8 protein-coding genes and 1 pseudogene are annotated in these 13,318 nt (G+C 32.9%); all 9 read right to left on the bottom strand.

What is annotated here, in order from left to right; translation table 11 throughout:
• The 9 genes and pseudogenes from ruvA to G5V56_RS05910 all read right to left on the bottom strand — a co-directional run bounded on the left by ruvA (position 1) and on the right by G5V56_RS05910 (position 13,313).
• The gene (gene ruvA / locus G5V56_RS05950; protein ID WP_166962844.1) at positions 1-582 is read right to left on the bottom strand and encodes a Holliday junction branch migration protein RuvA; all 582 of its coding nucleotides are present in this window, start codon (positions 580-582) and stop codon (positions 1-3) included.
• A 51-nt stretch (positions 583-633) separates the two neighbouring features.
• The gene (locus G5V56_RS05945; RefSeq protein WP_166962840.1) at positions 634-2,934 is read right to left on the bottom strand and encodes an NADP-dependent malic enzyme; all 2,301 of its coding nucleotides are present in this window, start codon (positions 2,932-2,934) and stop codon (positions 634-636) included.
• A gap of 149 nt (positions 2,935-3,083) precedes the next feature.
• Positions 3,084-4,817: an alpha-amylase family glycosyl hydrolase gene (locus G5V56_RS05940; RefSeq protein WP_166962837.1), complete on the bottom strand. Its 1,734-nt coding sequence runs from the start codon at positions 4,815-4,817 to the stop codon at positions 3,084-3,086.
• 80 nt (positions 4,818-4,897) lie between these two features.
• Complete coding sequence (locus G5V56_RS05935) at positions 4,898-6,067, bottom strand: MFS transporter (protein ID WP_166962834.1); 1,170 nt, start codon at positions 6,065-6,067, stop codon at positions 4,898-4,900.
• Between the two features lie 8 nt (positions 6,068-6,075).
• On the bottom strand, positions 6,076-7,929 hold the full coding sequence (locus G5V56_RS05930; protein ID WP_166963311.1) for an alpha,alpha-trehalase: 1,854 nt from the start codon (positions 7,927-7,929) through the stop codon (positions 6,076-6,078).
• A 4-nt stretch (positions 7,930-7,933) separates the two neighbouring features.
• Positions 7,934-9,160, bottom strand: coding sequence for an MFS transporter (locus tag G5V56_RS05925; RefSeq protein ID WP_166962831.1), 1,227 nt, complete (start codon positions 9,158-9,160; stop codon positions 7,934-7,936).
• 15 nt (positions 9,161-9,175) lie between these two features.
• A pseudogene (locus G5V56_RS05920) lies at positions 9,176-10,522 on the bottom strand (MFS transporter).
• A 13-nt stretch (positions 10,523-10,535) separates the two neighbouring features.
• Positions 10,536-11,174 carry a hypothetical protein gene (locus G5V56_RS05915; RefSeq protein ID WP_166962827.1) on the bottom strand — a complete coding sequence of 213 codons (639 nt, stop codon included), beginning with the start codon at positions 11,172-11,174 and terminating at the stop codon, positions 10,536-10,538.
• 12 nt (positions 11,175-11,186) lie between these two features.
• Positions 11,187-13,313 (bottom strand): glycoside hydrolase family 97 protein, encoded by a 2,127-nt coding sequence (locus G5V56_RS05910; protein WP_166962825.1) that lies wholly within the window; start codon positions 13,311-13,313, stop codon positions 11,187-11,189.
• Positions 13,314-13,318 lie beyond the last annotated feature (5 nt).

The following is a 13,318-nucleotide window of genomic DNA, read 5'->3' as shown; positions in this document are numbered from 1 at the left end:
TTATAAATTTTTTAAAGCTTGCTTAATAATGGTTTCTACAGTAGCGTCTGGTTGTGTCATCATAATTTTATCTACAACACGTTCTGCTTGTTTCCTAACAAAACCAAGAACTTCTAATGCAGATAACGCCTCATCTTTATTGGTATTGCCTTTTGAAATAGAAACTTCATCAATATCATAAATCTTTAAAATTTTATCCTTTAAATCAATGATAACGCGCTGTGCCGTTTTAGCACCAATACCTTTTATAGATTGAATTAAAGCTACATCACTAGTCGCTATACCTTCTCGTACTTGTTTTGGTGTTAAAGAGGATAGCATAGTGCGAGCTATACTAGCACCAATGCCACTAACCGAAATTAATAATCTAAAAATTTCTCGTTCTGCCAACGATGAAAATCCATAAAGTGTATGCGAATCTTCTTTAACCTGAAGATGTGTATATAATTTTAAAGACTCATTATCTGGAATTTGCGAATAGGTATGTAGTGAAATATTCAGTATATAACCAACCCCATTACATTCAATAACTACATCGGTTGGATTTTTTTCTATAAGTTTTCCTTGAATATGCGTTATCATCAAATACTATTAGTTAACCCCTCAAAAGTAATAAAATTATCGACAAACGGATTATTTCTGACCTCCCTTTTCTTGTTCCCTTTTTTCTTTGTTTTGAGCATCAACAACCGCAACAGCCGTCATATTAACAATCTCATCAACACTTGCTCCTAACTGTAAAATGTGAACTGGTTTGCGCATACCCATCATAATAGGTCCAATAGATTCAGCTTCATTTAATTCCTTTAAAAGTTTATAGGTAATATTAGCAGAATCTAAGTTTGGAAAAATCAAAGCATTCACTTTTTTACCTACCAATTTTGAAAACGGAAAACGTTCTTTAAGCATCTCATCATTTAACGCAAAATCGGTTTGTAATTCTCCATCGACAATCATATCTGGATAATGACGATGTAAAAAAGAAACAGCTTCTCTCATTTTTGCAGCTTCTGGATGGTTTGAAGACCCAAAATTTGAATATGAAGTCAATGCCATAACGGGTTCCATACCAAACATTTTAACAACCCTAGACGTCATTTGTGCAATTTTTGCTAATTCTTTTGCAGAAGGGTTAATATTTATAGAGGTGTCACTTAAAAATAAGGGACCTCTTTTGGTCATCATAATATTTGTCGTAGCAACTCTATTAGCACCAGGAGCCAAACCAATAAGTTCTAACATGGGCTTAACTACCGATGGATAATTTCTTGAATAACCTGAAATCAACGCGTCTGCGTCTCCTTCATTAACCATCATAGCAGCAAAATAATTACGTTCACGCATCAAACGTTGCGCCGCATAATAGGTAACGCCGCGTCGTTTCCTCTGTTCCCAATAAACCTTAGCATAACGGTTCTTCCTTTTATTTTCATGCTCTGATTTTGGGTCAACAATAAGAACATCTGAAGAATCAAACTCAATCTCCTTCATAAGACGCCTAATTGTTGCTTCTCTACCCAGTAAAATTGGTTTTGCAATACCTTCATCATGAGCAATTTGAGCCGCTTTAAGCACAGATAACTGATCGCCTTCAGCAAACACAACACGTTTTGGGTCTAGCTTAGAACGGTTCATTAACAGCCTAACTATTTTATTATCAGAACCCATTCTTTCAAGAAGTGACTCTCTATACTTCTCCCAATCTGTTATTGGTTCTGTAGCAACACCACTTTCCATAGCTGCTTTGGCTACAGCAGGAGGAACTTCTGCAATTAAACGAGGATCAAAAGGTTTTGGAATAATGTATTCTTTTCCAAAGGTTAATTTTGTTTCACCATAAGCAATATTAACTTGTTCTGGAACTGGTTCTTTAGCTAAGTTAGCCAAAGCTTTAACGGCTGCCATTTTCATAGCTTCGTTTATTTTTGTAGCTCTTACATCTAAAGCGCCTCGAAAAATATATGGAAACCCTAATACATTATTTACTTGATTAGGATGATCACTTCTGCCCGTTGCCATGATAATATCCTTACGCGTAGCAATGGCTTTGCTGTAAGCTATTTCAGGATCCGGATTTGCCATCGCAAATACTATTGGATTTTTTGCCATAGACTTAAGCATTTCTGGAAGTACCGTATCTGCCTTTGACAACCCGATAAACACATCGGCATCTTTCATGGCTTCCGCTAAAGTGTGGATATCTCTTTCTGTAGAATATTCAGCTTTTTCATCGGTTAAATTGTCTCGATCATTTCTAATAACACCTTTACTATCAACCATCACCACATTTTCGCGTCTAGCACCAAACGCCTGATATAAACGTGTACATGAAATAGCGGCGGCTCCAGCGCCATTGACAACTATTTTAACCTCTTCTATTTTCTTTTTTGAAAGCTCTATGGCGTTTAACAACGCTGCAGCAGAAATAATAGCTGTTCCGTGCTGGTCGTCATGCATTACAGGAATATTGAGTTCTTCTTTTAAACGTTTTTCTATTTCAAATGCTTCGGGAGCTTTAATATCTTCTAAATTAATACCTCCAAAAGTTGGCGCAATCATTTTCACAGTTTGAATAAACTCTTCAACATTCTCGGTACCAACCTCAATATCAAACACATCAATATCAGCAAAAATTTTGAATAGCAAGCCTTTTCCTTCCATAACAGGTTTAGAAGCTTCTGGACCAATATTTCCTAATCCTAAAACAGCTGTTCCATTTGAAATAACAGCTACTAAGTTTCCTTTTGCTGTATATTTATATACATTTTTTATATCTTTTTCAATTTCTAAACAAGGTTCAGCAACACCCGGCGAATACGCTAAAGACAAGTCTCTTTGTGTGGCGTATTTTTTGGTAGGTACAACTTTAATTTTTCCAGGAGTTGGTTTAGCATGATATATAAGGGCTTCTCTTCGTTTACTTTGCTTACTCATTTTAGTTTAGTTTGGAAATGTGAATAACAAAGATAACAAACCTACGCAAGGAAAACCTTAATCTTTCAAATTTTTGACAACACTAATTGAGTCTAAATTTTACTTTGAACAATAGTTAGTAAGACTAAAGAATAATTAGCAATATGATATTAAAAAGTCATTATTTTAGATAAATCATTCTCTGAGTAACTAATGGTAAACGCTTTGTTTTGAAGATTTACTTTTAAATGGGCTTGTTCATTTTGATTCATCCATTTAATATCTATTTCGTTAGAAGAAGTTTCATTAATTTTTACAGTTCCTGAAAAAGCTTTTGAAGTATTTCTTAATCGTATAATTTCTAACTGTTTTTTAACAACATCTGTTTTTAAACCATCTTCAATATCTTGCATGCTTAATGTTGTTCTATTAATTTCTTTATGCCCGGCACTTCCACCTTTATCGGCAGCTTCATAATTATTTTTTCCTGCAAAAAGATCTAAATACCATATTTGAGGAATTCCAGGCATAAACAATTGAATAGCTCTAGCTAATAACAGTTTTTGCTCATCTTCACCTAAAGCGCTAAAGAATGTTGCATTGACTTGATAATATGAAATCTTATTTCCTGATGCGTCATACAAGTTTTTTACTCGACCACCGCGTTCGATAATTTTATTCATAACACCTTCAATCTCCACATCCTCCAACAAACCTTTATTATAAATTCCGTTTATCTCTTTACCTTTTAAATCTAGCACAGGTATCCCATCATGACACCCCAACATATTAACCGTTTTATAACCTTTACTTATAATTTCTTGAGCCCAAGTTATAAGTGCTTTACTATTAGATTTTTCAATGGTATTAATAATTAATCCTGGAAGGAAAAAATCGTAGATATGATAACCCTTTTTAGCAACCTCATCATGCAAATGCAATCCATATTCAGCATGAATTTCTGGTAAAAGTGTTAACTTATTCTTTTCTGCAATTTGTTTAATACGCTCAAGATGTTCCCACGTACCTGGTTTATTAAAAAAGTTTGACTGTCCAATTTCCTTATGTAAATAGGCAAAAGCATCTAGCCTTAATATATTCCCTCCAAAACCACTAACTTTTCGCAATGTTTCCTCGTAAAAATCCCATACCAATTCTGAATTGGCATTCACATCCATTTGTCCTAAATAGGAACGGTTTTTATTTACAATTTGCAGTATGTCCTTTTTTAAATGATTACAATCTTCAAAATTTATGGTATAAATATCTTGATTGCTATCTATAGCTTGATTTACTGTTTCGCAAATAAAATGAACTTGTTTAGATGATAGTTCTTTTAAGTTTTTTAAATCATCAGGAGTTATTTTATTGTATGTAATTTGTTGATAGAACGTGTTCCAATATGGTTTTTCTGTTCCATCTGGAAACATCACTTTTAATATGGGGAGTCCAGATTTTCTCATAAATAATTTATTGAGAAATTCTTCTTTTGGTATTATAACACCATCATCTCCCATAGCACCATGTCCTTCCCAAAAGTTATTCCAATCAATAAAAAAGTCCTTATATTTTGATTGATTCCCATGTTTTAATAAATCTTTAAATTGAGGTGATGCTACTGACAAATGATTTAAAACAATATCAAATTTTAATTGAATATTGAGGTCTTCTAAAGTTTTTAAATCGTCTTTTGAAACTAATTCCTCGTTAAGATTATAATCAATAATAGAAAACCCTCTATCTAAATCACTATTAAAAAAAGTTGGCAACACATAAAACAACGAAAAAGCATTCTTAAATTCTGGCATTTGTAACATGGTAACCATATCATGTAAATTAATCCCAATACTATCCGGGTACGCATTTAGCATGACTCCGTTACTTATTTTATTTTCTTTTGACATTTTTTGAGTTTATTTTTAAAGCTTTATTTATAAGTGAAATTTAGATTTGCTATAGTAATCTTTTTAAACATTTGAATACATCATACCCTAATCACCGTTTTTTTAAGTTTAAATAAAGAAGTAATCAGTGCAGATACAGTTAAAACAAATAGTACTAAAAAACTCATTTTAAGACTGTAAACATCAGAAACGAATCCCAAAGCAACAGGTCCTATTAAAAAACCCATAAATCCGACTCCTGATACAAAAGAAATGCTTGTCGAAGCCGAAACCCCATGTGTCTTTCCAGCGATTCTAAACAATTCGGGCACAATTACCGAAAGACCAAGTCCTATTAAACCAAATCCAAATACAGTTACAATAAACTCATTGAATAAAACACCCAAATATCCAATACTTGCTAAAAGACATCCGAGTAAAATAATTCCAATCGAACCTGTTTTCTTACTTATACCATCACCAAAAAATCGTCCCAAAGTCATTGTTGTTGAAAACAAAATAAACCCTAATCCTGCCAGATTCTTTTGTGAAATTTCAACAACCTCAAGTAAATACAAAGTGCTCCAATGTTCTATTGCTCCTTCACTAATCATAATTACAAACGCCAAAAAAGCGATGACCAATAAGGGCTTAAAAGCAGATAATTGAAAGGTCTTCTTTTCTTCTGAAGTGTTACTTTCTTTAATCTTGATATAATGTTTTGATAACCATAAATTTATTGCTATTACACAAGAAGCAATAATCATCATATGATATACGGGTAAAATGAAAAATGTCATTAAAATAGAGCCCAACATGGCTCCAATAACTCCTCCGAGACTAAAAAACCCATGTGCGGCAGACATGAAGTTATTATCATCTTGTTTTTCAATTTCTGAAACCAATGTATTCATGGCTACATCTGTTGATCCGGAAAATATTCCAACGATAAACAATGAAAGACATAGTGATATATAATTAACGGCAACTAACGGACCAATAAAAGCAATGGCAAAAAGGGTAACACCGATAATAGTGTATTTTCCTAAACCTATTTTTTTAATAATATATGGTACCAAGGGAAGAAATACCAAAATACCCAATGCCAAACAAAATAAGGCGAATCCGATTTCAGAATCATTTAATTCTAATTTTTCTTTTACATATGGAATATACAAAACCCACGTACCAATCAAAATATTTAATGATGCGAATACCCAAGTTACTGAGAAATATTTTGGTTTGAATAAAATTAATTTGAGCGAATTCATATAAAATATTAAAAAATAAACTCTGGTTTAACAAGATTATTTAGTTTTTCTATATAGCTGTTTTCTAATAGTGACAACCCATATTGATAAGAGGCATTCATCCATCCAAATCCTTCTTGTGAGATGTATTCGAAATCGGTTCCAACATTACCATATTCTGCAAACACTTTATGAGTGGCTTCCACAACATCATATTTCTCAGGAATGGTACCATTGTAATCAACAGCGTTTTTGGTAATCATGAATAGCCATCTATAAATTAATTCTTGAGCGTCATCTACAAAACCATAGTTAAGTAATCCTTTCCAAATCATCATTTGATGGGGTGCCCAACCGTTGGGATAATCCCATTGCCGTTGGGGTTGATTTTTTGAAATGTCATCAATACTTGACTTAGTACTACCTGCAATTCCGCCTTTTTCTTTTAATAAGGGTATAGCAGTTTTAACAAGTTGTTCTGCCTGATGTTGTGAACATAAATTTGACCACAAAGGAGTTAAGGTTGTTGCGGCAACAAAATTTGATTGCTTTTTAGTAACCACATTGTAATCAAAATACATTCCTTTACTTTCGTTCCATAAATTTTTATTAACGGCTACTTTTCTAGCATTTGCTTTTTCTTTCCAATAAGTAGCAGTATACTCCTTAAAATTATCTTTAAACTCGGTTTCAATTATTTCTGAAAAATCTGTTTCATATTTATACAACATAGCATTGAGTTCAACCAGATTTAAATCGGCACAAATTCCTTCAATACGATATGAAGTATCGTGCCCTGATTCCCTAACCGTTCTATCATGAATGAAATAAGTATCTAATGCATCATTTGAAATAATACCGTTTGCATAGTCTTTTTCATAATCTCTAATAGACCTATTTAATTCATCTGCAAAAGGCTTTATTATTGAATCAAAATGACCCTCTTCGCATTCGGGTGGAAAACCAATACCTTCAGCTAAGTATCTATTAAGACCATTATCCGTAAGCCGTTTACCTTCAACCATCCAAACAGTTTCATATTCTTTAATGGCGGTAGTAAGGTGGCTTTTTAACCATTCTTTATCTTGGGTGATTTCAAAAACCTCTCTAATTAAGCTGGTATAAAAAGGGGGCTGCGTTCTGGTCAAATAATAGGATCGATTCGCGTTTAAAATTTTACCATAATTCTCAATTTCATACTGAAAATTATCAGCCATTGCTTTAACCAATTCAACTTTTCCATCTATTAACAAACCAATAGATTCAAAATAACTATCCCAACCATACATTTCATTAAATCTACCTCCAGGAACCACAAAAGGAACACCTTCAATATGATTATGTTGTTTCTCTATTTTTAATGATAATATTCCTGACTTATTGTTTATTGATTTAACAAACTGAGGTGTTATAGTTTCTGGAAGTTGAATAACCTCAATAGGTAATGATATTTCAAGATTTTTATAATAATTGAATGCTAAAGAGTCGTTATATGGGGTGTATATTCTTAGTTTATTTGAGGTAAGTGTTTTGTTTTTAGTGTCATGAAGGAGCCCTAAAATACCTTTTTCATCTATAGTTCTGGTGAGTCCTTTCCAAAAATAATCCTTAATCATTCTTGAAATACGATTAACAGGTGGTTCTTCTATTTTGGATAAAGGAATTTCTGCTATCTCCATCCCTTCATTTTTAGCAATTACTAACTCTTGTAATAAATTAGAAAGATGATACGTGCCTTTAACTACATAATCTTCGCCAGAAACAGCTGAAATTTTAAAGACCTTTGGTCCTTTATCTTCAATGGTTATTTTTTTATCACCATCGGTGTCTTCTTGATGTAATAATTTATTTAAAGTATCTTCTATATTTAAGCGGAATATCATCATCCTAAAGAGCAACTTGTTTTTTAGACATTCTATCTATCAATATCACAAATAGTATTAATAATATCATTGGAATTAATAAAAAATAAAAAGCTTTCGCGCCTCCAATACTTTCAAATAATTCACCCACAATTCTTGATCCGATAGTACCTCCTAATGCAGAAAATATGATAATTAAACCTGACATTGGAGAATGCAAGCTTTTAGGCAATGAACTTAAAACAGTTGAGTTTAATAATGGATAAATGGGAGCAATAAACAATCCAATTAATGGAAGAATAAATCCTAATAATGGCACATCTGCAATGCTTTCAATTTTAGCTAATGTGTTAACATCTACATTTAATTGTGGTAATACAATTAATAAAATTGCTCCAGAAATTACAATACATATAATTACAAGATACACCCAAGACATTCTTTTTGTAAGGTAACCAGCAACGAATCTCCCTAGAGCTAGTGATAAAGCAAATATAATTGCCATTCTAACGCTAAGTTTTTCAGAAAATAAAAATATCTTTTCATTAAACCTTGGCAGCCAAGTCATAATACCCTGCTCTATCATTACAAACAAAAAAGCCGAAATAATAAAAACTAGAACTAAAGGAATAACCATCAATTTAACCGACTCCATTAGGTCTTCTTTTAAACTAGAACCAATAGCTTCAACTTTATATTCAATTTTAGAAAAGAGAAGAAATATAAATGAGATTAAAATAAGTCCACATAAAAGATAATATACATTTAGCCATGAATTTTCATCATCTGAATAAAACGCTGGAAATAACATATAAGCTACCGCAATACCTACCATGAAAAAGCCTTCAATCGAACTCATTAAGGAAGAATGCTCCTTTTTTGTTTCTGTAACGATCCCAATCAATGAGTAAACAGAAAGTTTTATTAATGCAAAACTGATTCCGATAGATAAGAATAATATTTTGGTGTAAACAAATGAATTTCCAAAAATCATTACTAAACATCCAAAGAACACAAGTACCAAACCACCTAACATAGCCTTTTTATATCCAAATCTCGGTAGAAAAGAGGCTATTAAAAAAGAAACAATTGCTATTGGCAAATCTTTAAACGCTTCTAAAAGTGATGCTTGAGATTCACTGACATGGTATACGTTAATTGACTTTGCAATAACAATGCCGACACTATTAAGTAAAATAGCAAACACAAAGTAATTAAGAAAAATTGATATTTTTATACCTAGGTTTTTCATATTCTATATTTAACATTAATGCCCACCGGCAGATGGTATAAAGGAATCACTCTCATTATCTGTTTCAGGCTCTTTTAAACGCAAAGCCAAAACACCCGAAATGATAAAAAATACGCCACCAAATAAAATAGCACTAATGGCACTGTCGTTTAATAAGTTTTTTACTATCGGCCCAAATGTTACCGTTTGAATACCCATAGGAATAACGATCATCATATTTAATATTCCCATATAAACACCTCGCCGTTCTTGAGGAACTATTTTAGACACCATTGAATATGGAATTCCCATCATAGCTGCCCAACCAATCCCAAATAAAACCATAGGCAAAATAACCAACAAAGGATCATGAATATATGGAATACTAAGCATCGCTATTCCTGTTAAAAACAGACTGAAAACATACACTTTTTTGCCTCCAAATTTTAAGGCTAATGGCACTAATGCCAATGCAAAAACAATGGTTGAAACATTATAGGTAGTATTCATTTTGGCCGCTTGACTCAAGGCCTGAGATTTATCGAAATTCATACTTTCTTCAAACATTGGAGAAATAAACTGCCAATACACAAATAAAGCATACCACTGGAAAAGATAAACACCAGACAATTTCCACATAAATTTTGGCATATCTTTAATGGCATCAATAATTTCTAAAAATGGAGTTTTTATACGCTCAAAAAACGGTAAGGCATTGTGTTCTTTAATATGTTTAAATTCCTCTTCAGAAGGTGGAATTTCAGGAGTTTTTAAAACAGACCATAAGATGGTAGACACTGATAATATAGCTCCAATAAAGAAAGAATAATATAACCATTTAGGAATAGCTTCTGCAGTGTTACTAACCGTTTCAGCGCCGCCAAACCAGTCTTGAAAAAGAAAAATGGAGGCATTAGCCAATACAATACCCGCACCAACAAATAAACTTTGCATTTGATAACCAAAACTTAACTGTTTGTTTGGCAATTTATCACCAACAAAAGCACGATACGGCTCCATAGCCATATTATTTCCTACATCAAGAATCCATAACAACCCAACTGCAAACCAAAGCGTTGAACTAAAAGGAAATGCAAATAAGCACATACTACCTATTAAAGCTCCAATCATAAAAAAGGGCTTTCTTCATCCCCAACGAGGCGACCATGTTTTATCTGAAATAGCGCCTATAATAGGTTGAATAATTAGCCCTGTTACAGGACCTGCAAGATTTAGCAAAGGTAACTCTTCATGATGCGCTCCTAAGAAAGAAAATATAGGATTGACAGCGGTTTGTTGCAGCCCAAAGCTAAATTGAATTCCTAGAAATCCAACATTCATATTAAAAATCTGCCAAAATGATAAGGTTGGTTTCTTAAGCATAACGTTTATTTTGTTAGTTAATTATTTTAATATTTTTATCGATTACAATATCTGCCAAAACTTTATGAGTTTTGACGATTTCATGTTCAATTTCGAGAACTTTCTCGGCAATGCCTCCTATAATATCTCGTGCTCTCTGAATCCTAACAGGTCGGGTATCTTCATACGTGATATCCATAAAAACTTTATAATCTGAATTCTCAAGAAGCATGGCATAAGTGCCTTCAACGAGACAAAAATCAAAATCCATTGAATTAATCCGTTCCTCCAAAATCACATTTTCATCATAAACAATTAATGGTTTTAAAATATCTGTATTACCATTTTTAAATTCATTTATATTAGCTTCTAAAAGGTTTAATTTTACTTCATTTGTACCTACCCTAGAAAAATCCTCAATTCGTAAGTTATGTGTATCTCTGGGGGGCAGTACATAGTAATCGTCGGCATGAAATATAAACCCTCTTAAATTTGTTGTCGCCTCAATATCTTTTAAAAGCGCATAGGTTAATGATGTTTTTCCGCAACCTGATTCACCCCCAACTGAGATACAAATTCTTTGACGCTTGTTAAGTTTGTCTATTAATTTATTAATCACAAAATCTGTTACGGGCTTATACGCCGCGTGATATGCTATTTTATCCCCAATCATATTTTTGTTAATTTATTGCTTTATGCTTATTGCAAATCCTCCTCCAGGAGCTAGTTTAATTTTTAAATTTGAATTTCTTGTAAGTTCAAGATGTTCAATTACATAATCTTGAGGATTATCATTCCAATGTGCATTAGGTCCGTCTTTATAGATTATAGCGCTATACGTTTTGCCTTCATCAAGAAAATCAAAAGTTAAAGATTCTGTTCTTGCATTTTCATCAGTAATCCCTCCAACAAACCAATTTCCTGTACCTCTTTCTTGTCTTGCAATGGTTACATAGTCTCCTACTTCGCCATCTAAAACTTTGGTTTGTTGCCAATCAACTCCAACATCTGTTATAAATTGAAATGCAGGATGTATTTTACCATTTACCATATAATGTTCAGGTAAATCGCAGGCCATTTGGATTGGACTATAAATAACCACATACAATGCCAATTGCTGTGCTAAAGTGGTATTGACTTGATTCCCTTTTTTATAATCATCAAATTTAATATTGAACACGCCTGGAGTAAAATCAATTGGTCCTGATAGCATTCTTGTAAAAGCAACTGTTGGTAAATGACTTGGTGGATTCCCACCATCTTTGGCCCAAGCATTAAATTCTTGTCCTCTTAATCCTTCTCTTGAAATAGCGTTTGGATATGTACGTCTTTTCCCTGTGTCTTTAATTGGTTCGTGAGCATTTACAGCTATTTTCTTCTTGGCTGCTTCTTCCAATACTTTTTGATAGTGATTAACCATCCATTGTCCGTGATGATATTCCCCTTTAGGAATTATTTTTCCAACATATCCTGTTTTTACTGAATTGATACCGTTAGCCTTCATGAAATCATAAGCAACATCCATTTGTTTTTCATAAGTTAATGGTGCTGCCGAAGTTTCATGGTGCATAATTACCTCAACACCTTTTTCTTTAGCATAAGCCATGACCTCATCAAAATTATAATCTGGATATGGCGTCATAAAATCGAAAACACCTTCTCTATCGTTACTTATCCATTTATCCCAGCCTGTATTCCATCCTTCAACTAAAAGACCTTTAATACCATTTTGTGATGCAAAATCAATATATTTTTTAGCGTTTTCTGTATTGGCTCCGTGTCTAGAAGAACCCTTTTTACCTGCTATAAAAGTACTCATATCTTGAGTTCCTTCTAAATCCCATGTCGATTTACCAATATGCATTTCCCACCAGATACCAACATATTTCATAGGGGTAAAATAACTTACATCCCCTATTTTATTTGGTTCGTTAAGATTCAATATCATTCTAGATTCAATTAAATCACCTGCTTTTTCTCCTATTTGAATGGTACGCCATGGTGTGTTAAAAGGTATACTTACTTTTGCTTTACCTCCTAAAATATCAGAACCTACCAATTCACTTACCATATTTAAGTTTTTGGTATCAACTTTTAAAGTCATTCCCGCATAATTAGTGAGATTAGCTTCATGAAAACTTAGATACAACCCGTCATCTGTTTTCATGGTTACCGGTGTGTTAACGGCATTTTCAGGAATATAATTAGCCGCTAGTTGATCATCATTTTTGGCCATCGCATCAATTTCAGAGAATTTAGTTTCATTATACAAATGCTCATAACTATCCCAATCGCCAGGTATCCACCACACTTTATGATCACCTGTTAAATTAAATTGAGTGTTTTCATCAGTAATTAAAATACCCTTTAAGTTATCTTGTTCAGGAAATTCATATCTAAAACCTACGCCATCATTAAAAACTTTAAAATGAATATTTAGTTTTCTTTTTGCTTCGGACTGTTCTTCTAAATTTATTACCAACTCGTTATAGTTGTTCCTGACATTTAATTGTTCTCCCCAAGGCATTTGCCAAGTTTCATCAACAGTTCCCGTTGACGTATTTATAATTTTAAACTTGTCTTTTAGAGACGGTAAATCTTTAAAATCAAAACTCATGTAAGACGTATCAATCACAGCATTGTTATTATGCTTTACCATATAATATGGTTGTCCAGATGTAGAAAGATTAAATTCGACTCTATTAGTCCCATCTGGGGAATCTACTTGCAGGCTATCCATTCCCTTATTGCAGGATGTATAGCATATTGCTAATATTACGAGGCTTAATGATTTAATTAATGTTGTTTTCATCTTGT

The sequence above is a fragment of the Yeosuana marina genome, from assembly GCF_011762485.1.
Taxonomy (GTDB): domain Bacteria; phylum Bacteroidota; class Bacteroidia; order Flavobacteriales; family Flavobacteriaceae; genus Yeosuana; species Yeosuana marina.
The sequence above is the reverse complement of the archived record's forward strand: the minus strand, read 5'-3'. Positions and strand labels throughout refer to the sequence as shown.

What these genes read in the sequence shown, in the direction of transcription:
- G5V56_RS05945 (WP_166962840.1), bottom strand. Translation starts at nt 2,934, where the DNA reads ATGAGTAAGCAAAGTAAACGAAGAGAAGCCCTTATATATCATGCTAAA.
- G5V56_RS05915 (WP_166962827.1), bottom strand. Translation starts at nt 11,174, where the DNA reads ATGATTGGGGATAAAATAGCATATCACGCGGCGTATAAGCCCGTAACA.
- G5V56_RS05925 (WP_166962831.1), bottom strand. Translation starts at nt 9,160, where the DNA reads ATGAAAAACCTAGGTATAAAAATATCAATTTTTCTTAATTACTTTGTG.
- G5V56_RS05935 (WP_166962834.1), bottom strand. Translation starts at nt 6,067, where the DNA reads ATGAATTCGCTCAAATTAATTTTATTCAAACCAAAATATTTCTCAGTA.
- G5V56_RS05910 (WP_166962825.1), bottom strand. Translation starts at nt 13,313, where the DNA reads ATGAAAACAACATTAATTAAATCATTAAGCCTCGTAATATTAGCAATA.
- G5V56_RS05940 (WP_166962837.1), bottom strand. Translation starts at nt 4,817, where the DNA reads ATGTCAAAAGAAAATAAAATAAGTAACGGAGTCATGCTAAATGCGTAC.
- G5V56_RS05930 (WP_166963311.1), bottom strand. Translation starts at nt 7,929, where the DNA reads ATGATATTCCGCTTAAATATAGAAGATACTTTAAATAAATTATTACAT.
- ruvA (WP_166962844.1), bottom strand. Translation starts at nt 582, where the DNA reads ATGATAACGCATATTCAAGGAAAACTTATAGAAAAAAATCCAACCGAT.